The 21,266-nt window shown below is 71.8% G+C and carries 19 protein-coding genes; 6 read left to right on the forward strand and 13 right to left on the reverse strand.

Annotated features, from left to right (window positions below; translation table 11 throughout):
• Positions 1–5: 5 nt before the first annotated feature.
• The 6 genes from E1291_RS00325 to E1291_RS00350 form a co-directional block, all read right to left on the reverse strand.
• Positions 6–1,046, reverse strand: coding sequence for a zinc-binding dehydrogenase (locus E1291_RS00325; RefSeq protein ID WP_131735465.1), 1,041 nt, complete (start codon positions 1,044–1,046; stop codon positions 6–8).
• Positions 1,043–1,876: a carbohydrate ABC transporter permease gene (locus E1291_RS00330; protein ID WP_131735466.1), complete on the reverse strand. Its 834-nt coding sequence runs from the start codon at positions 1,874–1,876 to the stop codon at positions 1,043–1,045. The genes E1291_RS00325 and E1291_RS00330 overlap by 4 nt, the downstream gene beginning before the upstream one ends.
• A complete protein-coding gene (locus E1291_RS00335; protein WP_131735467.1) occupies positions 1,873–2,835 on the reverse strand; it encodes a carbohydrate ABC transporter permease in 963 nt (320 codons plus the stop codon). Before E1291_RS00335 ends, E1291_RS00330 begins: the two co-directional genes overlap by 4 nt.
• An 11-nt stretch (positions 2,836–2,846) precedes the next feature.
• The gene (locus tag E1291_RS00340) at positions 2,847–4,193 is read right to left on the reverse strand and encodes an ABC transporter substrate-binding protein (RefSeq protein WP_131735468.1); all 1,347 of its coding nucleotides are present in this window, start codon (positions 4,191–4,193) and stop codon (positions 2,847–2,849) included.
• 78 nt (positions 4,194–4,271) lie between these two features.
• Positions 4,272–5,195 carry a sugar phosphate isomerase/epimerase family protein gene (locus E1291_RS00345; protein WP_131735469.1) on the reverse strand — a complete coding sequence of 308 codons (924 nt, stop codon included), beginning with the start codon at positions 5,193–5,195 and terminating at the stop codon, positions 4,272–4,274.
• A complete protein-coding gene (locus E1291_RS00350) occupies positions 5,192–6,337 on the reverse strand; it encodes a Gfo/Idh/MocA family protein (protein ID WP_131735470.1) in 1,146 nt (381 codons plus the stop codon). Before E1291_RS00350 ends, E1291_RS00345 begins: the two co-directional genes overlap by 4 nt.
• A 117-nt stretch (positions 6,338–6,454) precedes the next feature.
• Here E1291_RS00350 and E1291_RS00355 point away from each other — a divergent pair, with 117 nt between their 5' ends.
• Both E1291_RS00355 and E1291_RS00360 read left to right on the forward strand, forming a co-directional pair.
• Positions 6,455–7,660, forward strand: a complete 1,206-nt coding sequence (locus E1291_RS00355; protein ID WP_131735471.1) for an ROK family protein — start codon at positions 6,455–6,457, stop codon at positions 7,658–7,660.
• 501 nt (positions 7,661–8,161) lie between these two features.
• Positions 8,162–9,121 carry a hypothetical protein gene (locus E1291_RS00360; RefSeq protein WP_207400476.1) on the forward strand — a complete coding sequence of 320 codons (960 nt, stop codon included), beginning with the start codon at positions 8,162–8,164 and terminating at the stop codon, positions 9,119–9,121.
• 28 nt (positions 9,122–9,149) lie between these two features.
• Here E1291_RS00360 and E1291_RS00365 read toward each other — a convergent pair whose 3' ends face one another.
• From E1291_RS00365 to E1291_RS00395, 7 genes are read right to left on the reverse strand one after another with little or no spacing between them, the layout of a single operon-like run.
• On the reverse strand, positions 9,150–9,569 hold the full coding sequence (locus E1291_RS00365; RefSeq protein ID WP_131735472.1) for a Zn-ribbon domain-containing OB-fold protein: 420 nt from the start codon (positions 9,567–9,569) through the stop codon (positions 9,150–9,152).
• Positions 9,566–10,732 (reverse strand): thiolase domain-containing protein, encoded by a 1,167-nt coding sequence (locus E1291_RS00370; protein ID WP_131735473.1) that lies wholly within the window; start codon positions 10,730–10,732, stop codon positions 9,566–9,568. The genes E1291_RS00365 and E1291_RS00370 overlap by 4 nt, the downstream gene beginning before the upstream one ends.
• A complete protein-coding gene (locus E1291_RS00375; protein WP_207400477.1) occupies positions 10,729–11,547 on the reverse strand; it encodes an alpha/beta fold hydrolase in 819 nt (272 codons plus the stop codon). Before E1291_RS00375 ends, E1291_RS00370 begins: the two co-directional genes overlap by 4 nt.
• A complete protein-coding gene (locus tag E1291_RS00380) occupies positions 11,540–12,406 on the reverse strand; it encodes a hypothetical protein (RefSeq protein ID WP_131735475.1) in 867 nt (288 codons plus the stop codon). Before E1291_RS00380 ends, E1291_RS00375 begins: the two co-directional genes overlap by 8 nt.
• The gene (locus tag E1291_RS00385) at positions 12,403–13,731 is read right to left on the reverse strand and encodes a M20/M25/M40 family metallo-hydrolase (RefSeq protein WP_131735476.1); all 1,329 of its coding nucleotides are present in this window, start codon (positions 13,729–13,731) and stop codon (positions 12,403–12,405) included. Before E1291_RS00385 ends, E1291_RS00380 begins: the two co-directional genes overlap by 4 nt.
• Positions 13,728–14,948, reverse strand: a complete 1,221-nt coding sequence (locus E1291_RS00390) for a M20 family metallopeptidase (RefSeq protein WP_131735477.1) — start codon at positions 14,946–14,948, stop codon at positions 13,728–13,730. The genes E1291_RS00385 and E1291_RS00390 overlap by 4 nt, the downstream gene beginning before the upstream one ends.
• Before the next feature lie 20 nt (positions 14,949–14,968).
• Positions 14,969–15,649, reverse strand: coding sequence for an IclR family transcriptional regulator (locus E1291_RS00395; protein ID WP_165494883.1), 681 nt, complete (start codon positions 15,647–15,649; stop codon positions 14,969–14,971).
• 106 nt (positions 15,650–15,755) lie between these two features.
• On the opposite strand from E1291_RS00395, the gene hutI reads away from it, so the two are divergent.
• The 4 genes from hutI to E1291_RS00415 all read left to right on the forward strand — a co-directional run bounded on the left by hutI (position 15,756) and on the right by E1291_RS00415 (position 21,204).
• Complete coding sequence (gene hutI, locus E1291_RS00400) at positions 15,756–17,114, forward strand: imidazolonepropionase (protein WP_165494884.1); 1,359 nt, start codon at positions 15,756–15,758, stop codon at positions 17,112–17,114.
• Between the two features lie 2 nt (positions 17,115–17,116).
• Complete coding sequence (hutU, locus tag E1291_RS00405; RefSeq protein WP_131735480.1) at positions 17,117–18,796, forward strand: urocanate hydratase; 1,680 nt, start codon at positions 17,117–17,119, stop codon at positions 18,794–18,796.
• A 79-nt stretch (positions 18,797–18,875) separates the two neighbouring features.
• Entirely contained in the window at positions 18,876–20,048 is a 1,173-nt protein-coding gene (locus tag E1291_RS00410) for a CaiB/BaiF CoA transferase family protein (protein ID WP_165494885.1), read from the forward strand.
• The gene (locus tag E1291_RS00415; protein WP_131735482.1) at positions 20,041–21,204 is read left to right on the forward strand and encodes an acyl-CoA dehydrogenase family protein; all 1,164 of its coding nucleotides are present in this window, start codon (positions 20,041–20,043) and stop codon (positions 21,202–21,204) included. Before E1291_RS00410 ends, E1291_RS00415 begins: the two co-directional genes overlap by 8 nt.
• The last annotated feature ends 62 nt before the right edge of the window (positions 21,205–21,266 follow it).

Here is a 21,266-nt window from a genome sequence, read left to right on the forward strand (position 1 = left end):
GCGGATCACGGCGGGCCGATGTCGAGGACGGCTTTGATGAATCCGGCGGGTTTGTCGTCGAGGGCGGCGAAGGCCCGGTCCACCTGCGCCAGCGAGTACCGGTGGGTGATCAGCGAGTCGAGGTCGAGGCGACCCGCCGCGGCCAGCGCCAGGCCGCGTTCGGTGCTGGTGCGCAGCCGGTCGGGATCCCGGACGTGGGCGTTGATGACGTCGATGGCCTTGAAGTTCCATGCCTCCATGTCCACGCTGCGCGACCCTTGGTGGTAGCCCAGGATCGACACCGTTCCGTGTTGCCGGACCAGCCGGGTGGCGAGATCGAGACCGGCCTGGCTGCCGGAGGTCTCGAAGACCACGTGGAAGGCTTCGCCGGTCACGGGCTCGGTGCCGGCGGCAGGTGATCGGACGACGTCGGCGCCATGCTTCGCCGCGTGCTCGCGGGCCTCCGGGCGCGGGTCGATGGCCGTCACCCGGGCGGTGCGGCTGTGGCTCAGCAGCTGGAGCAGGCACAGGCCCATGAAGCCGGCGCCGATCACCGCGACCTCGTCGGCCACGTCGATCGGGGTGCGGCGCAGGCACTCCACGACGCAGCCGACCGGCTCGCCGAGCACCGTGTCCGGGGACAGCCCGGACGGCACTCGCACCAGGTCACGCTGGTCGGCCAGCGCGTATTCGGCGAAGGAACGCAGGATGCGGCCGGTGACGATGTCACCGACCTGGTGGGCGGTGACCCCTGGGCCGACGGCTTTGATCTCGCCCACGGCCTCGTGGCCCAGAACGTGGACCTGCGAACCCGGGCCCTCCTGCCAGGCGTGCAGCTCACTGGCGCAGATGCCGTTGTGCATGACTCGGATCAGGACCTCGCCGGGGCCGCAATCGGGCACGCTCGTGAGGCTCAGGGCGGACGTCCGGGGGCCGGTGAGGACACTGGTGCGGAAGGTGCTGGGAAGGCCGCCGTCTCGGCCGCCGGTGGTGCTGGTCATGTTCGGGTCCTTGTCGTCCAGGTGGAAGTCGATGACGCCGACGCGTTCACGGTGCTCTCCGATCACCCCTTGACGCCGCCGGAGGCGATGCCCTGGATGAAGCTGCGTTGAAGCAGCACGTACACGACGAGCACGGGGATGGTGACGATGACCGCGGCGGCGGCGAGCCCTGAGGTGTCGGTGGTGTGCTCACCGACGAACGAGGCGAGGCCGGCGGGCGCGGTCTGCACGTCGGGTGCCTGGGCCAGCACGAGCGCGAGCAGGAACTCGTTCCAGCTCCAGACGGTGAACAGCGCCATCATGGTGGTGATGGCCGGACGGGCTCCGGGCAACAGGATCCGCCACAGGATGGTCCAGGGTCCGGCCCCTTCCATCTGCGCCGCCTCGATGACCGGCCGCTGTGCGGTCAGGAAGTGCGCCCGCATCCACAGGGTGCCGAAACTGAGGTAGAGCGCGGTCTCGGGAAGGATCAGACCGGGGTAGGTGTTGGCGAGGCCGAACTCACGCAGGTCGTAGTAGAGCGGGATGATGGTGGCCTCGAAGGGCATGACCAGGCCGATCAGGAACAGGTAGAACAAGGGCGTCTTGAAGCGGAAGTTCATGGTGCCGAAGACGTAGCCGTTGAGGACGCTCACCAGGCTGGTCAGGGGGACGACGCACGCGGTGACGATCCCGCTGGATTTCGACAGGGCGGCGAAATTGCCGGTGGTCCACGCGTCGGCGTAGTTGCCGAAGTCCAGCGAGTGCGGCAGGGCCAGTCCGCTGATGGCCTGGTCGTGCGGGTACAGCGAGATCAGCAGGATGCTGACGAACGGCAGCAGCGCGACCGCGCTGAACAGCAGCAGGACGGCATGGGTGCCCGCGCGGGCCTTCGTGCGGGTCACGACGGCGTTCATCGGCCCTCCCCGCTGATGCGAGTGATCAAGGCGGTGACCATGAAGATCAGGACGGTCAGCACGACGGCCAGGGCGGCCGCGGAGCCGACCTGGCCGTTGGTGAAGGCGCGTTGGAAGATCGCCAGACCGGGAACCGAGGTGGCCGTCCCCGGACCGCCCTTGGTCAGCACGTACACGACGTCGAAGCTGCGCAGTGCGGCCACCACGGTGAGGGTGAGCGCGACCGCGAGTTCGGGCCGCAGGCCGGGGAGGGTCACGTGGCGGAACTCCTGCCAGGCGCCGGCGCCGTCGACCCTCGCGGCGTCGTACAGCGCGGGGTCGATCCTTTGCACGCCGGCCAGGAACAGCACCATGCACAGCCCGCTGAGGAGCCATGAGCCGATCAGCCCGATGGCCGGCAACGCCCAGGTGAAGCTGCCCAGCCAGGCGGTACGCGAGTGCGCGCCCGCCAGGCTCAGCAACTGGTTGACGACGCCGTCCTGCGCGTACATCCACTGCCAGGCCACGGCGACGACGACCAGTGACACCGCCTGCGGCAGGAACAGCACCACCCGGTAGGCGGTCATGCCGCGCACGCGGGTACGGCCCAGCAGGCTGGTCAGCAGCAGTCCGGCGGCGATGGGGATCGCGGCGTAGAAGACGATGAGCACCAGCGAATGGGTGAACAGCGCCCGCAGTTCCGGGTCGTCCAGGATGGCGCGGTAGTTGGCGAGCCCGGCCCAGGACCCGGGCGTCACCCCGTCCCAGTGGAAGAAGGACAGGTAGAGGGTGTGCAGGACGGGCAGCACCACGAACGCGACCACCAGGGCGAGCCCCGGCGCCAGGAAGAGCAGAGGAGTGCCGGTCCTGGCGACGGGCCGTCGAGCCGGGCCGCGGGGGCGCTTCGGGCGGATGCGCGGGAGGCGGGGGGTGGCGGGCGGGACGGTCGCCCGCCCGCCACCATGAATGATCTTGGTCATGGCGCTCTCGGTCAGGAGTGGTAGTCGGCCCAGGTGGACTGGACGGTCTTGGCGACTTGGCCCGGTTGCAGCTTCCCGGCGATCAGCGACTGCAATGCCGGGAACATCGCGTTGCCCATGGCGGGTGCGGCGAAGTCCAGGTAGGGGACGAGCGAGTCGTTTCTGACGGCGTTCTTCCAGGCCGCCACGACTTCGCCGTTGACGGCGCCGGCCGGGGCGGGCGCGTTCTGGTCGAAGGGCAGGTATCCGGCGGCGGTGGTGATCGTGCTGTTGGCGGGGCTGGACAGGTAGTCCAGGAAGAACGCGGCGATGTCGGCGTGCTTCGACTTACTGGAGATCACGAACGGGTTGGCCAGCCAGCCGGTGGGGTGTCCGACGGCACCGGAGGCGCGGGGCGGCAGGGTGAAGAACCCGGCGTTGTCCCCCAGGGACTTGGCGAACAGCACCGACCGCCACGAGCCGGTGATGTCGAACACGCCTTCGCCCCTGCCGAACGCGGCCGCGGCGTCGTCGTCCCTGGTGCCGTTGGCCTGCGCGGGCAGGTATCCCTTCTTGCCCCAGTCGGCCAGGGTCTGCAGCGCCGCCTTGTTGCCGTCGGTGTCGAAGGTCGTCCCGGCGGTACCGTTGATCCAGGAGCGGACGGGCCGCGGGTCCGAGAACTCCGGCAGGACCGTCGAGAGCACGTGATTGGCGGGGTACTGCTCCAGGTTGCCCATCTGGATGGGCAGTTTTCCCTTCCGCCGGATGACGTCCAGTGCGTCCTGGAACTCGTCGAACGTGCTGGGGACCTTCAGGCCGAGCTCGGACAGGGCGCGCTTGTTGTAGTAGACGCCGACCATGTTCCCGCCGATGGCCTGGCCCCAGAAATGACCGGTACCGAAGGTCTTGCCGTTGTCGCTGCGCAGCAGTTGCAGCACGCTGCTGGGGTAGCGCCGCTCCCAGCCGTAGCCGGCGTAGTAGCGGTCGAGTGACGCGGTCAGCCCGGAGGGGATGAGCTTGCCGGCCATGGGCACGTTGGCCTCGGCCAGGTCGGGCGGGCTGTCGGCGGACATGGCCAGGTTGATGGTCTTGCCGTAGCCGTCGAAGTCCTTGGAGGACCGCTTGATGGTGATGTTGGGGTAGCGCGCCTCGAAGTTCTTGATCAGTTGGTCGAGCGCGGTCTCCAGCCCGCCCGCGGTCTCGAAGTCGGTCATGGTCAAGGTGACCCGGCCGGCCTTGGCGACCTGGTCGGAGGTCAGCGTGGAGCCGGAGGGGGTCACGGCCTTGCCGCCGGACGTGGAACCGGGGCTGCATGCCGCCAGAGTGAGCGCCGCGCCGCACATCGCGGCGAGGATGTGTGAGCGGAACGTGATGACCATGACAACTACCTTTGTCCTTGAAGGGGGTGGGTGGGTCCCGGGGGATGGCGGCCGAGTGGGCCGCCGGGATGCCCGTCGTCAGGGGATGAGAAGCGGTTGCAGGGTCCTTCGCGCGATCTCCAGACCGGCCAGCACCCGGTCGGTGGACCCGGACCAGACCGGGTCCTCGTGTTCGATGGAGATCGTCCCGTCGTAGCCGCCCTCGGCGAGGGCGTCGATGACCGCGCGCCAGTCGACCTCGCCGCGGCCGGGCACGCGGTAACGCCACCAGCCGGTGTCCCAGGGGTTTGCCGCCCGGTTGACGGCCTTCCCCGGCCATCCGTAACGCTGCCTCTGGTGGGGCAGGATCTGGACGTCCTTGGCCTGGACGTGCTTGATCCATCGCGCGTAGGGGGAGATGGCGGCGGCCGGGTCGATGCCCAGCCACACGAGATGGGAGGGGTCGTAGTTGAGGTACAGCCCGAGGGTGAACATCCACTCCCACAGCTCGGGGCTGTAGGCCAGGTTGCCGGGGTAGCCGTCGGGATGCCAGCCCTCCATCACGCAGTTCTCGATCACGATGCCGACGCCCGCGCGTTCGGCGTGGTCGACGAGTTCGGGAAAGACCTGTTCGGCCTCCCGCAGGTTCCACTGCACACTGTGGCCGGGGTCACGGCCGATGAAGGTGCCGACGGTGGGGGCACCGACCGCGGCGGCGGCGTCGATGACCCGGTGCAGATGCGCGAGGACGGCGGTCCGCACGACCGGGTCGGGATGGAGCGGGTTGTCATAGTAGCCCAGCGACGACACCGTCAGCCGGTGCCGTTTCAGCAGGTCCAGGACGTGTTCGGCCTCGCTCTGGCCGAACCGGGCGGCGTCCAGATGCGCGGCGGTGAACGGGCGGGAGTCGTGGCCGGGCCAGCAGGCGATCTCCAGGGAGGCGAACCCGCCCTGCTCCGCCCGCTGGGCGATGAACTCCAGCGACCGGTCCGGCATGCACGCGGTGAAGACCCCGAGTTTCACGCCTCCACCTCCACCCACGTACCGGAGGCCGCCGAAGCCGTGACGGCGTCCATCACCATCACCGCGCGAGCTCCGTCCTCAAAGGTAGGCAGCCCGTCGGGCGGAGCGCCACCGGCCGACTCGAGCGCGGTGATCTGGGCGTAGGTGTCGGCGACCAGCAGGTCCAGGGCATCTTGGAAGCCCTGCGGATGACCGGCCGGCACGGTCACGATCCGGCCCGGGCCGCGGGCGTCGCGGTCCGCCCGGGGCCACAACCGGCGATCGGCCCCGCGGGTGGCCCACCACAGCGAGCCCGGCATATCGAGTTCGAAGCGCGTCGTCGCGCGCGAGCCCGACACCTCCAGACGCAGATCGTTCTTGTGGCCGGGCGCGGCCTGGCTCAGCGCCGCGACCCCGGTCGCCCCGCCGCGGGTCTGGAAGATCACGGCCAGCTGGTCGTGGGTGGCGTCATGGTCGTCCGCCGCGCGCTCCACCGTGACGTCGCCGCGGGCCAGGACCCGGGTGATCCTTTCCCCGGTGACGAACTCGGCCAGATCGCACCAGTGGGTGCCGATGTCCCCGAACACCCGGGCGGAGCCGCCGAGGGCGGGGTTCAGGCGCCAGTCGGTGTCGTCCGGCTCGGCGAGCCAGTCCTGAAGGTAACCGCCGTGGATCAGGTTGACCCTTCCCAGCGAGCCGGCGGCGATCCGGGCCCGGGCCTCGAAGACCGCCGGGTTGTAGCGATAGACGAACGCCACCGTGCCCACCAGTCCGCGCGCCGCGGCGAGATCGCGCATCCGGCGCGCCGCGTCGGCGCCGGTCGCGAGGGGCTTCTCGCAGACCACGTGCTTGCCGGCCGCCAACGCGGCCGTCACCAGCGGCTCGTGAAGATGGTTGGGGACGCAGACGTGCACCACGTCGACGTCCTCGCTCCCGATCACGGCCTCGGCGTCCGTGCTCGCGTGCTCGGCGCCCAGTTCCAGCGCCGCCGCGCGTGACCGCTCGGGCGAGGAGGCCGTCACCGTGACCAGTTTCGCTCCGGCCCGGCGCACCGCCGCGGCGTGCACCCGGGCCATGAAGCCGGCACCGAGTATGCCGACGCGCAGGTCGGCCGCCGTGCGAGCGGCCGCCGGGGCCGCCGGGGAGTCTGTGATGGAGGTCATAGCGGGAACACTGGCAGCTTTTATGTCGATCGTCAAGCAAAAAGATGGTCTGTATCGCCATAAAGGTGGGTGCCCTGCTCGCGTAGGATCGCTGTAGTCGGCGAGAGAGGGGCATAAGTGAGCGCGCAGGGGCTGCCCGGGACGTTGGTGAGGCCGTCACCGCCGGCCAACGGCGCCGGCGAGGTACTCGGCATCATCAGGACCCAGGGACCCTGTTCTCGTGCGGCCCTGGTCGATCTCCTCGGCGTGGCGCGCTCCACCGTCGCCCAGCGGCTGGACCTCCTGCTCCAGCGCGATCTGATCGTCGCCGAGCAGGGCGGCGGCGGAACCAGGGGCCGTCCGACGACCCTGTTCCGCTTCAACCACGCCCGCGGCGTCGTGCTCGCCGCGGATCTGGGCGTCACCCACGCCGGCGTGGCCGTCACCGACCTGGCCGGCACCGTTCTGGCCGACACGTCCCACGACCTGGAGATCGCCGCCGGTCCTCGGCACGTCCTGGACTGGCTCGTCCAGCGGTTCACCGAACTGCTGGACCGGATCGGCATGGACCCTTCGCGGGTCTTCGGCGTGGGCGTCGGCCTGCCCGGCCCGGTCGAGGCCTCCACCGGCACACCGGTCCGGCCGCCGATAATGCCGGGTTGGGACGGGTTCCCCGTCGCCCAGCACCTGGCCGACCACTATCGGGTCCCCGTGCTCGTCGACAACGACGTCAACCTGCTGGCCCTGGGCGAACAGCGCATGCACTGGCCCGACAGCGAGCACCTGCTGTGCGTCAAGGTCGCCACCGGCATCGGCATGGGCATCATCACCGATGGCCGCCTGGCCCGCGGCGCTCAGGGAGCGGCCGGCGACCTCGGTCACGTGCACCTCGCCGACAAGCAGGATTACCTGTGCGCCTGCGGGAACCACGGCTGCCTCGAGGCCGTGGCCGGCGGCGCGGCCCTGGCCCGGCGGCTGACCGAACGCGGCCTGCCCGTTCCCGACGCCCGCCACATCATCGGCCTGGCCAAACAGGGGAACACCGAGGTCGCCGACCTGCTCCGCCAGGCGGGCCGCCTGATCGGCGAGGTCCTGGCCACCGTGGTCAACGTGCTGAACCCGAGTTTGATCATCATCACCGGTGATCTCGCCCAGGCCCAGGAGCAGCTGCTCACCGGGATCCGCGAAATGATCTACAGCCGGTCGCTGCCGCTGGCGACCCGCGACCTGCGCATCGTGGTCAGCTCGACGCCCGGCAGCACCGGAATCGTCGGAGCGGCCGCCATCGTCCTGGACAGGGTGCTGGCCCCGGCGGCCATCGACAGGTTGGTGTCCACCGGCTGAACCGCCCCGGTCCTCCGGGCGCGCCGTTCGTTCATGATCGTTTCAACGCCGCCCCGCCCGGCGAGGCCGAGACCCCGGCCGTCCGAGGGGGGAGGGGCGGCCGGGGCGGCCCTCAGGCCGGCCGGACCCGAAGGGGTCGTCGCGGGAACCGCTGTCGGCGGCCGCGTCGGCCGATCCGTGCGACCCCGCCTGGGCCGGGGTCACCGGCGCCACGACGAGGCCGGCCACGGCCACGTTGCCCGGCACGAGGTGTTCGCGTGCCATTCGGGCTCTCCTGGGGTGGTGAGGAGAAATGGGGGGATGCCCCAATGATTCGAAATAGTGGACCACCTGCCCGCGGCCGACAATTAATCGAACTGAAGTGATTTTTCAGTGTGAATCGCGTTTCATTCGAACCCCTGCCCCGGCGGCGCGAAGCGAGATACCGTTCCCGATCAGACACGGGTCGCGCCATGTCCGATCAGGTCGCGGCCGGCTCGGCACTACCGAAGCGAGGCTCCCGTGAAACGCACCGGCCGCCTGACCCTGCTGACCGCCACCGTCGTCCTGTCGCTGGTACCCGGCCCCTTGGCCGCGGCCTCCCCCGGGCCGAGCGGCCCGGCCGCCGAGGCCGCGAAGGCGGCGAACGCGCCCTTCTGCTACGGAGAACCGTCGACCCCGGGGGCCGACATCGGCGATCTCAAAGCGCGCTTCGGGGCGTCGAACTGGATGCCGATCCTTCAGGAGATGTACCGGCGGCGCTGGCCCAGCGGGGAAAAGCTGGCCGCCGCACAGGCGAGCGACAAATACTGGACCCAGTTCGTGAACACGCGGAGCTTCGAGGCTTTCGCCGAGTCGATGATGGTGGCGATCCACGAAGAGACCCACATGTGGGACCTGGATCCGTCCCGGACTCAGTGGGACGTGCACATCGCATCCTGGATCAACGCTTCACAGCAGGCGGCCAAGGTGCCGCTGCGCGGCGGTTTCGCCCGCCGGGAGATCCTTCCGCTGATCAACGACAAGCTGAGCGACAGCATGGACGGCATCTATCTGCGGGACTCCCAGCAGGGCGCCTACCGATTGCAGGGCGTGCTGGCGGAGCTGAACGCGGGTCTGATGGGGCTGCCCGCGGCCCTGGCGGTACAGGAGTACATCAAGGGGGTCGGCGCCAGCAATGCCCGGGACATCGCGGCCACCAATCTCCGCTATCTGCTGCTCTACTTGCGCGTGGCCAAGGACAAGCACCCCGACTACTGGGCCCAGATCAAGAACGAGCCGAAACTGCGCGAGCTCGTCCTCATCCAGTTTCTCCGCACCGCTTACTGGCTGGACAAGTCCGCGCCCTACACCGGCAAGCTCGGCGGCCCCGACGCCGACCGGATCACCGCGGCGAACTACTCCGCGGCGAACATCGCCATCGTCGAGGAGTTCACCGGCGCCACCGTTCGCCGCGACGCCGACAAGCACTGCACCACCTGACATGGACGATGCGGCGGCGTCGCCGTCTCTATAGGCGGGGACGGAAGCGGTAGAGGCGTGCGCGGACGTTGTCGTCCGCCTCGGGGGCGGTGTCCTCCGGAGGGTCGAAGAGCAGGGTCACGGGCTGGCCGATGTGGACGTCGGCAGGGTCGCACTCGATGATGTTGGTCAGGATCCTGGGGCCTTCGGCCAGCTCGACATAGGCCACGACGTACGGAGTCAGGTCGCGGTACTCGCCTCTGGCCTTGCGCACCACCGTGTAGGAGTAGACGGTGGCCTCACCCGACGCCGTGAACCGCGTGATGTCGCGGCCCCCGCAGTCCGGGCAGAACGGCCGGGGGTACCAGATCACGGTCGCGCAGGGCGTGCAGCGGGAGAGCAGAAGCCGTCCCTCGGCGGCGGCGGCCCAGAAGATCTCGTCCGCGCCGGGCGGCCGCGGTCCGCTCATGCGTCCTCCCGTCCAAGGATCAGGGTGGCCGCGGAGCCGCGGGTGGCCAGCCGGCCGCCCGAGCCGTGCACCACCGCCAGGCGGCAGTCGGGAACCTGAACCTCCGGCGCGGCCTCGCCGCGCAGCTGGCGGACCGCCTCGATCATCCGGACCATCCCTCCCCGGTTGTCGGGCTGGTTGTTGCACAGCCCGCCGCCGTCGGTGTTCATGGGCAGCCGGCCGTGCGGGGCGACCAGCGCGCCGTCCTGGACGAACCGGCCGCCTTCGCCCTTCTCACAGAAGCCGAGATCCTCCAAGGCCATCAGGGCGGTGATGGTGAAGGAGTCGTAGATGGACGCGTAGTCGATGTCGGCGGGGGTCACGCCCGCCTCGGCGAAGGCCGCCGGGCCGGACTGGACCGCCGCGGTATGGATCAGGTCGGGACGGCCGTTGGCGGTGCCCTTGGCCGCCTCGCCGTGACCGAGGATCGCGACGGAGCGGCGCGGGAGCCGCCGGGCCACCTCCGCGGCGGCCACCACCACGGCGCCGCCGCCGTCGGTCATGACGCAGCAGTCCAGCCGGTGCAGCGGGTCGCTGATCATCGGTGAGGAGACCACGTCCTCGACGGTGACGGGCGTGCGCAGGAACGCGTTCGGGTTGTGCTGGGCGTGCAGCGACGCGGCCACCTTGATCTCGGCGAGCTGCCGCCCGGTGGTCCCGAACTCGTGCATGTGCCGCATGGCGGCGAGCGCGTAGTTGTGGACGGTGTCGGTGATCCCCCACCGCGTCTCGTACGGGGTCTCCGGCGCCCCCGACAGGTCCGGTCCCGAGGCGCGCCGCAGGCTGCGCGGGCGCCCGCCCATGACGCACAGCGCGACCCGGCACTTGCCCGTCGCGATCGCGGCGACGGCGTGCCCGACGTGCGACGGGTACGACGCGCCGCCGGTCTCGGTCGTGTCGAGGTACCGGCAGCTCAGTCCCAGGTACTCCGCCATCGACAGCGGTCCGACCCCCGGGGCGTCGGAGTCGCAGAAGTACGCGTCGACGTCCGCCGGTGACAGGCCCGCGTCGGCCAGCGCCCCGAAGGCCGCCTCGGCGTGGATCTCCGCCACCGACAGGTCGGGGATGTCGCGGCGGGGGTGCTCCCAGGCGCCGACGACGAACGCCGCGCCGCGGACGGTCATGACGCGATCCCGTCGAGCTCGCCGAAGTCCTTCACCCAGCGCTCGAACCGCGGGGCGAAGTCGGGGATCTCCTCTATCGGGTAGTGCCCGACGTCGGGCATCAGCTCGAAGACGGCGTGCGGGATGAGATCGGCGATGCGGCGGACCCGGCTCGGGGGGACGAAGAAGTCCTCCTCGCCGGTGAGGATCCGCACCGGGCAGGTGATGGCGGCGAGGGAGCCGCGGATGTCGTGGGTGAGCGCGCCGTGGATGTCGCTGACGGTGATGTGCCAGTCCTCGCGGCAGTGCATCTGCGCGATCATCTCGGCCCGCTCGGCCGGGACCGACCGGCCGCACGCCTCGATCGTGCCGAAGTAGGTGCGGTCGCGCATGCTCGGCGATCCGGAGTCCTCCAGGAGCGGGGGCGGCGGCGGCCCGCCGTCGCCGCCGAGCACCCCGGACGGGTCGAGTGCGATGACGCCGGACAGGTCGCCGGGCATCTTCGTGGCGACGTCCAGCGCGATGCTGCCGCCGATCGAGCAGCCCAGCAGATAGGGGCGTTCCACTCGCAGAGCGGCGATCAGGCGCATGCACCAGTCGGCGTACCAGGACAGGTCGCCGACCGGCCCGCCGGGCGCGGGTTCGGAGCGGCCGTGCCCGGGGAGGTCGGCCACGATCACCTCGAAGCCCAGGGCGGCCAGCCCGGGCGCGACGTCCCGGTACTGCACGCCGCTCTGCCCGGCGGTGTGCACGCACAGGACGGGCGGACGACCGCCCGGCCAGGTCTCGACGAACGCGAGCCCGCCGTCGAGTTCCAGGTAGTGGGCGTTATGCACCGGTCGCCTCCAGGGTCGCCCCGTGCGCCAGCGCGCGGGCATGGTCGATCATGATCATGACCGCCTTGATCATGCGCAGATACTGGTAGCCGCTGCCGCGGGCGCGGAACCGGCCCTCGCTGGTGCGGCGGATGAAGTCGTTGGAGCCGGCGGCGAGCAGCTCGACCCACGCGAGGTCGGTGCCCTCGATCGTGAACAGCGCGCCGTCGAGGGACTTGCGCGCCACGTCGATCACCGCGCCGCGGTAGATCCGGAAGTGCGCCTGCCGGTCCTCGGCGGCGAAGGCGATCGCGCCGTCGAAGCCGCGGGTGGCGCGGGCGAAGCGGGCGTCGCCGTCCAGCCGCTCGCGCAGCCTCCCGCCCCAGCGCACCGACGCGAAGTCGGCGGCCTCCCATTCCGCGGCCGCGTCCGGGCTCAGCGTGACGGGAGCGTTCCACGCGACCGACGACCGGGCCCGCACGTGGTCGCGGTCGTCCACCACGCGCACCGACTGGTGGATCGTCGCGCGTCCCGGGCCCGCGCCCGGCACCCGCCTGGTGACGGTGGCCTCCAGCCGCACCGCCGTCGCGCCGGGGCCGTCGCCGCCCGGCGGCGGAGCCTGCCGGTCCCAGCGCAACGACACCAGCTCCGCGCCCGGGGCGGGGCGCACCTGTTCCAGCAGCTCCAGAAGGACCGGCAGCTCACCGGAGAACGGCATGGCGTCGCGGGTCTCCGCGACATGAGGCGCACTGCGCGAGCGCGTGCCCACGACCGGCGCGACCTCCTCGGACATCGGGTCCCCTTCCATGGTCGGGGTCGGGTTCGGGACGGCGCCGGGGCGGGCCGTCAGGCCGTCCTCGGCGGACGTGCGCCCGTTCATCGGGCGAAGAGGTGTTCGAGCACGTCGACGCCGAAGTGCAGGCTCTCGACCGGGAACCGCTCGTCGACGCCGTGGAACATGGCGGGGAAGTCGAATCCGTCCGGCAGCAGCATCGGCGTGAAGCCGTAGGTGGGGACGCCGAGCTCGGCGAACCACTTGTTGTCCGTGCCGCCGCTGAACACGAACGGCGCCACCCGGCAGCCGGGGGCGACCGCGGTCAGCGACCCGGCGAGGTGGTCGAACCACGTTCCGGCGTGGTCGGACACCACCGCCGGGCTGCGTCGCAGCAGCTCGGCGGCGGCCCGCCCGGACAGAGACCGCTCGATCATCTCGTGCAGGGCGTCCTCGTGACCGGGAACGTAGCGGCAGTCCACGCGGGCCCACGCCTCCGAGGGGATGACGTTCTCCTTGTATCCCCCGCCGACGCGCGTGACGTTGACCGTGTTCCGCGCGCCCGCCGCCAGCATCGGGGCGAACGGGCCCGTGGACGTCGCGAGCACCTCGTACACCTCGTCCGGTCCGGTCAGGGTCCGGCCGGACACGCTCTCGGCGAGGGTCCGCATCGGGTCGAGCACGGCCGGGACGGGCGGCGCCGACAGCAGGCCGCGCACGATCTCGGCCAGCCCGGCGATCGGGTTGTCCCGCGCCACCATGCTCCCGTGACCGGCGACGCCGGTCCGGCGTATCTCGTACCAGCGCAGTCCCTTGTCGGCCACCGAGATCGCGAACGTGGGCGTGCCGTCGGCCGAGGGGACGTTGAAGCCGCCGACCTCGCCGAGGGCCACCGCGCAGCCCTCGAACAGGTCGCGATGCTCGTGCACCAGGAACGCCGCGCCCTCGCGCCCGCCCGTCTCCTCGTCGGCGACGAAGGCGAGGACGAGGTCGCGCCGCGGCCGCCGCCCGGAGGCCAGCAGCCGATCCAGCGCCGCGAGCGTCATGGCGACGGCGTTCTTCATGTCGACCGCGCCCCGGCCCCAGACGCAGCCGTCGCTGATGTCGCCGCTGTGAGGGTGCTTCGACCACAGCTCCGGCTCGGCGGGGACGGTGTCGAGGTGCCCTTGAATCAGCAGTGCGGGCGCCGACGGGTCGTCACCGGGCACCCGCGCCACCACGTTGCCGCGCCCCTGGGCGGCCTCCAGCACGACCGGCTCGACACCCGTCCGCGCCAGGCACTCGGCCACGTACTCGGCGGCCTCGCGCTCGTTCCCGCCGGGGTTGCCGGTATCGAACCTGATCAGGTCGCTGCAGATCCGCTCGACCGGCGGGAGCACGCCGCCCGGCCGCGCGGCCGCCGTGGTGCCGGCCGGGGCGCCGTCCGCGCTCATCCCCGCTCCCCGCGCGTGAGGCGCAGGGCCGCGACGGCGTAGGTCTTGATGGCCGTCAGGTAGTCGGCGACGGGCACGAACTCGTCGTCCCAGTAGCAGTCCATCGAGCCCGGCCCGTAGGTGGCGGCCTCGATCCCGGCCTCCCAGAAGATCGGGGTATCCGGCCACGCGCGGTGGCTGTCCAGGCCCGGATCGCCTCCGGCGACACGCCGGTGCGCCGCGCCGAGCTCGCGGACGATCGTCTCGTCGTCGCCGATCCGCAGCGAGCTGCGCGGGTTCTTCTCGCAGGTCGCCTCCAGCGTCACCTCGGCCGGGAACGCGTCGAGGTCGTCGAGCGCGCGGGTCACGGCCGCGCGGACGTCGCGCAGCACGCACTCCTGCGTCTGGTCGGCGGGGAAGCGGAAGTCGAAGGTGATCGCGCAGCTCTCGGGCACCAGGTTGTGCGCCACGCCGCCGGAGATCTGGGCGACGTTGCAGATCTTCAGGTCGGGCAGCACCCGCCCGTCGGGGCCGGTGATGGGCATGTCGAGGACCTCGCGCACCACCCGGGCCGCCCGGTCGACGGCGTTCACCCCGATGTCGAGCGCCGTGGTGTGGGCGGCCCGGCCGCGCACCGACACGTTCACGTAGGCGATCCCGCGCTGCCCGAGCAGCACGCGCATGTCGCTGGGCTCGCAGTTGATCGCGTACCGGGCGCGCAGGCCGTCGCGCAGGGCCTGGCGGGTCCCCTCGCCGCCCTCGAAGTGGTTCGGCACGGCGAGCACCGTGATGTCGCGGCCGGGCCGCAGGCCGGCCTCGGCCAGCATCGTCACCGCCATGGTCATCGCGGCGGTGCCCGCCTTCATGTCCGCGACGCCGACGCCATGGACGCGCCCATCGGCCACGTCGCCGCCGAAGGGATCCCGGCGCCACGACCGCGAGGGCGGGTAGACCTCCATGTGGCCGTTGAAGATGAGCCCGTCGTCACGGCCCGACCCCCATCTGGCCAGGACGTTCGGCATGCCGTCGGTGCCCGATCCGGGCAGGTCGACCGGTACGGACGCCGCGCGCAGCGGCCGGGCGAGGAACTCGGCCGCCTCGGTCAGCGCGGCCCCGTCGCCCCAGACGCTGGGGATGCGGATGAAGTCCTGGAGGAAGCCGACGAGGCGGTCGGCGTTGTCGTCGACGAGCTTCAGGACGCGCTCGACGTCCTCGCCGGTGGCTGGGGGGAATTCCATGTGCGTCAGCTACTCCTTCGCTAGTGGCCGGCCGGGTCCGGCATCCCGAGTTCCAGGGACAGGGCGTGGGCGCGCGAGGCGACGAGCTTCCCGATCGTGTGCACCTGCGCGTCGGAGATCCGGAAGGTCGGGCCGACGACGCTGACCGCGGCCGCGACGCTGCCGTCGGGCCAGCGCACGGTCGCCGCGATGGCGGTCACGCCGTCCTCCAGGGTGTGGCTCGCGACGACGTAGCCCTGGTCCCCGCAGCGGTCGCTCAGCGCGGTGCCGATGGCGGTGCCCCGCAGCGGCACCGTCTTGCCGAGCCAGCCGCTGTGCCGGATCGACTTGTCGCTCTCGGCGAGGCGCGCGTACAGCACCGTCTCCTGCGGGCCGGCGACGCCCAGGTAGGCGCTCTCCCCCAGCTCGTCGCGCAGCGCGGCGAGGTGCGGTTCGGCGAGCCGGTACAGCGGGACGCTGCTCATGGACGTCACGGCCACCTGGATCAGGCGGCTCGCGCCGTGGTAGGCGCCGTCGTCGTCGCGCCGGACGAACTCGGTCGCCTCCAGCGTGCGCAGCAGCCGCGACGCCGTCGCGGGCGACAGGTTGACCCGCCGCGCGAGGTCCACAAGGCCGAGTCCGTCGTTGGTGGCGACCTCCACCAGCAGGGTGAGAGCCCGCTCCACGGTGCGCGTCGGCACCGGACCGTTGTCTGTCGACACCCTCTTCGTCCTCCGTCGTCGTCTTCGCACTGAGTGCTTGCCTTGCCCTCAGAGCCTGTGCTTTCATCTAGTGACCTTCGATTTTTACTAGATGACAGGGTGGCAGATGAGCGGCGAACTGTCCAGCGGCGAGGCCCCGGTGCGGGTCGACCTCGTGGTCGCCCACGCGGCCGAGGTGCTCACGTGCCGGCCCGCGTCGGGACGGGGCGTCCGCGGTGCCGAACTCGGCCGTCCCGAGCGCATCGAGGACGGCGCGCTGGCGATCGACGACGGCCGCGTCGTGGCCGCCGGGTCCTCCGCCGAGGTGCTCGCCCGCTACGCCGGGCGTACGGTGCTCGACGCCACCGGCAAGCTGGTCACGCCCGGGTTCGTGGACACGCACACGCACCTGGTGCACGAGGGCTCCCGGCATGGGGAGTGGGGCCGCAAGGTGCTCGGCGTCACAGGCGGCCCGCTGGGCGCGGGCATCGAGCACACCGCCCGCGTGACCGGGGCCGCCGGATTCCGGCGGCTGCGCGAGGGCGCGCTGGAGCGGCTGGACACGATGCTGGCGCACGGCACGACCACCGTGGAGGCCAAGTCCGGCTACGGGCTGACCCCGGCGTCCGAGCGCCGGCTCCTTGAGGTCGTCGCGTCCCTCGACCATCCGGTCGAGGTGGTCGGCACGTTCCTGGGCGCCCACGTCCCGCCGGGCGGGGTACCGGGCGGCGGTTTCGTCGACGACGTCATCGCCCAACTCCGCGAGGTGCGCGACCTGGCCGAGTACTGCGACGTGTGCTGCGACCCGGTGGGCTTCACCCCCGCCGACTGCGCGAGGATCGCCCGCGCCGCCCGCGAGCGCGGGTACGGGGTGCGCGTCCACGCCGACCAGACCGGCTACGGCGGGGGCGCCGAGATGGCGATCGAGGCGGGCGCGGCGTCCGCCGACCACCTCGAGCACGTCTCCGACAGGGCGATCGGCATGTTCGCCGACTCGGCCACGGCCGCGACGCTGCTGCCCGGGGTCAGCTACCACCTCATGGACATGGTGCCCGGCCCCGGCGAGGGGGCCTGGACGGAGCCCCGGCGCCCCCGGCTGGGCAGCCGCTACCGGCGGCTGATCGACTCCGGCGCGCTGGTCGTCCTCGCCACCGACTTCAACCCCGGCACCAGCCCCACCCCGTCGATGCAGGCCGTCATGCAGCTGGCGGCCCGCCTCTACCGCCTCTCCTACGGCGAGGCATGGCACATGAGCACGATCAACGCGGCGGTCGCCCTGGGCCGGGACGCCTCCATCGGCAGTCTCGAAGCGGGCAAGCGGGCCGACGTCGTGATCTGGAACGTTCCGTCTCACGAGATGGTCATCAACCGGTTCGGAGTCAACCTCGTGGCATCGGTGATCAAGGACGGCGCCGTCGTGCACGACACCGCGCCGCGTCCGGCCGGACCGGTGCGCGTCACGAGCAACACGGAAGTGGAGTCCTGAGGATGAGTGCGGGGAAGCGGCCTCCGGTCGAGGCCGCACGCGGACGGCGGTTGCGCTGCCGCGGCTGGCGGCAGGAGGGCCTGCTGCGAATGCTCGAGAACACCCTGGAGAACGGCGAACGGCCCGAGGACCTGATCATTTACGCGGCCACCGGCAAGGCCGCCCGCGACTGGGACAGCTACGCGGCGATCGTCGAGGCGCTGACCGACCTGCGCGACGACGAGACGCTCGTCGTGCAGTCCGGCAAGCCGGTGGCCCGCTTCGCCACCTCCGCGGCCGCCCCGCGCGTGGTGGTCGCGAACACCAACCTGGTCGGCCAGTACGCCACCTGGGACACCTTCTACGACTTGCAGAAGCGCGGCCTGATCTCCTACGGCCAGTACACCGCCGGCGCCTGGCAGTACATCGGGCAGCAGGGCGTCGTGCAGACCACCTACGAGACGTTCGCCGCCGCGGCCCGGACGCACTTCGACGGCTCCCTGCGCGGGAGGTTCGTCGTGTCGGCGGGCCTGGGCGGGATGGGCGGCGCCCAGCCGCTGGCGATGAAGCTGCACGGCGCGGTCGCGGTCATCGTCGAGGTGGACGAGGCCAAGGCCGACCGCCGTCTCGCGTCCGGCTACCTGGACGTGAAGGCGCACTCGGTCGCCGAGGCGATGGCGGCGGCGGAACGGGCCCTGGCCGATCGCTCGGCGCTGTCGGTCGGGCTCATCGCCAACGCCGCCGACGCGCTCCCCGAGATCGTCGCCGCCCGGTGCCCGGACCTGGTGACCGACCAGACCTCCGCGCACGACATGCGCGACGGCTACGTCGCCGCGGGCATGTCGCCGGAGGAGGCGCGCCGGATGCGCCGCGACGACCCCAACGGGTACGAGCTCCGCGCGCTGGACACGGTGCGCCGCCACGTCGAGGCCATGGTCGCCGCGCAGGACGCCGGGGCCGTGGTGTTCGAGTACGGCAACGCGATCCGCTACCAGGCGGCCCGCGCGGGCTACCGGCGAGCCAACGACTTCGACGGTTTCGTCAAGAAGTACATTCGCCCGAACTTCTGCGTAGGCAAGGGACCGTGCCGCTGGGTAGCGCTGTCCGGCGACGAGAACGACATCCGGCTCATCGACGAGGCGATCCTGGAGCGGTTCGCCGGCGACCCGTCGATCACCGGCTGGATCGCGGTCGCCATGAGCTCCATCCCGCACCAGGGCCTCCCGGCGCGCAGCTCGTGGTTCGGCTACGGCCAGCGCCTGGAGTTCGGGCTGATGGTCAACGACATGGTCCGCGACGGCGTCCTGGCCGGACCGGTCGCGATGTCGCGCGACCACCTCGACAGCGGGGCGGTGGCCCAGCCCACCCGCGAGACCGAGGGGATGCTCGACGGCAGCGACGCCGTGGCGGACTGGCCGATCCTCAACGCCCTGCTCAACGCCTCGGGCGGCGCGGACCTGGTGGCGGTGCACCAGGGCGCGGGCAGCGGCATGGGCGGATCCATCTCCGCCGGCGTGACGCTGGTCATCGACGGCACCGCGGAGTGCCGGGCGAAGCTGGAGCGGGTGCTGCGCACCGACCCGGGCATCGGCGTGATCCGCCATGCCGACGCCGGATACCCCGAGGCGATCGCGGTGGCCGAGGACAGCGACCTCGTCGTGCCGCGGGTCGGCGGCGGGGCCACCGGGCCCCCGCGGCGGTGAGGGCGGTGCGCACGGCGGGCCGGGCGGTCCGTCCCGCGACGAGATCGGGATCCGGCGGTTCCAGGGAGGCGAGGACAGGGTGGACGAGCAGGTAGCCGCGCTCGGCGGCATCAGGGTCCTCGACCTCGGGCGGGTGCTGTCGGGCCCCTTCTGCGGCCGGATCCTGGCCGACCTCGGCGCCGAGGTCATCAAGATCGAGTCCGCGGCCGGCGACGACGGCCGGCACTTCGGGCCCTTCCACGAGGGCACCAGCAGCTACCACCGGCTCCTCAACCGGAACAAGTTCGGCATCACGCTGGACCTGAAGTCGGACGAGGGCCGCCGGACGCTGACCGCGCTCGTCCGGCGCTCCGACGTGCTCGTCGAGAACTTCCGGCCGGGGGTCATCGACCGGCTCGGCTTCTCCCCCGACCGGCTGCTGGAGATCAACCCCCGGCTGGTGGCGGTCAGCATCAGCGGCTTCGGCCGCACCGGGCCGCTGTCCGATCTGCCCGCCTACGACTTGATCGTCCAGGCGATGTCGGGGCTGATGTCGGCGACCGGCCCGGACGGCGGTCCGGGGACGCGGATCGGCGTCAGCATCGGCGACATCGTGCCCGGCATGTACGCCGCGACCGCCGTGCTGGCGGCGCTGCACCAGCGGGAGAGGAGCGGGCGGGGCCAGCACGTCGACGTGGCGATGTTCGACGGGCTGCTGTCGGTCCTGGAGTCGGTCGCGATGCGCGCGCTGCTCACCGACGAGCCGATCGCGCCGACCGGGAGCCACCACGCGATCAGCGCGCCGTTCGGCACCTTCGCCACGCGCGACGAGCCGATCGCCATCGCGGTCGCGAACGACCCGCTGTTCGCCGCCCTCGCCTCGGCGCTCGGGCGTCCCGGGTGGACCGGCGACGCGCGGTTCCGCACCGACGCCGAACGCGGGCGGCACCGCCACGAGCTGCGGACGGAGCTGGAGGCGGCGCTGGCCGGGTGGACCCGTGACGAAGCGATCGAGGTGCTGTCGGCGGCCGGTGTGCCGTGCGGGCCCGTGCTCGGCGTCCGCGAGTCCCTGGGCCACGCGCAGGCCGCCGCGCGCGGCATGGTGCGCACCGAGGCCGACGGCTTCCCGACGCTGGGCAACGGCTTCCGGATGGCCGGCTCACGCGAGGACACCATGATCGCGCCCGCCCTGGGACAGCACAACGACCTGGTCGCGGGCTGGGTGGGCGAGCCGGTCCGTACCGGGGGCCGAGGGGAGAACGACGATGTTTGACCTGCTCGACGACCAGAGGCGGGAGTTCCGCGACACCCTGCGGGAGTTCTGCGGCAAGGAGGTCATGCCCGGCGCGGCGGCGCGCGACGCCGGGGCCGAGTACCCGGCCGGGCTGATCTCCCGGCTGGCCGACATGGGGCTCATGGGCATCACGATCCCCGAGGAGTACGGCGGCCTGGGCCTGGACATGACGACCCAGGTGCTCGCGATGGAGGAGATCGCCTACGCCGACGCGTCCCTGGGGTCGGTGTTCGCCGGCCACTACCTCGGCATGGAGACGCTGCGCCAGTTCGGCTCGTCCGGGCAGCGCGAACGGTACCTGCCCGGCCTGGCCACCGGCGCCTTCCGGGTCTCCTTCGCCCTGACCGAACCCGACGCCGGCTCGGACATCGGCCGCATCCGGACCCGCGCCGCCGCCGGGCCGGACGGCTGGACGCTGTCGGGGCGCAAGACCTTCATCAGCAACGCCCGCGAGTCCGACGGGATGGTCGTGTTCGCGATGACCGACCCCGGCGCGGGAATCCGCGGCATCACCGCGTTCCTCGTCCCCACGGACGCGGAGGGCCTCGGCTTCTCCTCACCCATCGAGAAGCTGGGCATCCGCGGCGAGCACGCCTACGAGGTGTCCCTCGACGGCGTCCGGGTCGGGCACGGCGCGACGCTCGGCGAGCCCGGCGGGGGCGGGCGCATCGCGCTGGAGGTCCTCAACAGCGCCCGCATCGACGTGGCGGCGCTGGCCAACGGGGTCGCCATGCGCGCGCTGGACCTCGCCACCGCGTACGCGTCGACGCGGGTCCAGTTCGGCGGGCCGCTCCGCGACCTCCAGGCGATCCAGGTGCTGCTCGCCGAGATCGACGCGCTGGTCCAGTCGGGACGCCTGCACGCCTACCACGCGGCGGCGCTGCGCGACCGGGACGAGGACGTACGGCGGGCCGGATCGCTCGCCAAGTACGTGGCGAGCGAGAACTGCTTCCAGGCCGTCGACAGGGCACTGCAGATCCACGGCGGCTACGGCTACGTGAAGGAAAGCGAGATCGAGCGTCTCTACCGGGACTGCCGGATCTTCCGGATCTACGAGGGCACCTCCCAGATCCAGCTCCTCACCGTCGCGAAACTGCTGGCCCGGCTCCACGACAGGCACGGAACCGTGGTGTAGCCACGAGCCGCCCCCCGGTTCCGCCGTACGCGGGACACGGCCGGATCGACACCCCGACGACT

The organism is Actinomadura roseirufa (assembly GCF_900659635.1).
Classification (GTDB): Bacteria; Actinomycetota; Actinomycetes; order Streptosporangiales; family Streptosporangiaceae; genus Spirillospora; species Spirillospora roseirufa.

Coding starts and splice junctions, on each gene's coding strand:
- E1291_RS00415 (WP_131735482.1), top strand. CDS start 20,041: ATGTTTGACCTGCTCGACGACCAGAGGCGGGAGTTCCGCGACACCCTG.
- E1291_RS00350 (WP_131735470.1), bottom strand. CDS start 6,337: ATGACCTCCATCACAGACTCCCCGGCGGCCCCGGCGGCCGCTCGCACG.
- E1291_RS00340 (WP_131735468.1), bottom strand. CDS start 4,193: ATGGTCATCACGTTCCGCTCACACATCCTCGCCGCGATGTGCGGCGCG.
- E1291_RS00365 (WP_131735472.1), bottom strand. CDS start 9,569: ATGAGCGGACCGCGGCCGCCCGGCGCGGACGAGATCTTCTGGGCCGCC.
- E1291_RS00385 (WP_131735476.1), bottom strand. CDS start 13,731: ATGAGCGCGGACGGCGCCCCGGCCGGCACCACGGCGGCCGCGCGGCCG.
- E1291_RS00380 (WP_131735475.1), bottom strand. CDS start 12,406: ATGAACGGGCGCACGTCCGCCGAGGACGGCCTGACGGCCCGCCCCGGC.
- E1291_RS00335 (WP_131735467.1), bottom strand. CDS start 2,835: ATGACCAAGATCATTCATGGTGGCGGGCGGGCGACCGTCCCGCCCGCC.
- E1291_RS00330 (WP_131735466.1), bottom strand. CDS start 1,876: ATGAACGCCGTCGTGACCCGCACGAAGGCCCGCGCGGGCACCCATGCC.
- hutI (WP_165494884.1), top strand. CDS start 15,756: ATGAGCGGCGAACTGTCCAGCGGCGAGGCCCCGGTGCGGGTCGACCTC.
- E1291_RS00370 (WP_131735473.1), bottom strand. CDS start 10,732: ATGACCGTCCGCGGCGCGGCGTTCGTCGTCGGCGCCTGGGAGCACCCC.
- hutU (WP_131735480.1), top strand. CDS start 17,117: ATGAGTGCGGGGAAGCGGCCTCCGGTCGAGGCCGCACGCGGACGGCGG.
- E1291_RS00390 (WP_131735477.1), bottom strand. CDS start 14,948: ATGGAATTCCCCCCAGCCACCGGCGAGGACGTCGAGCGCGTCCTGAAG.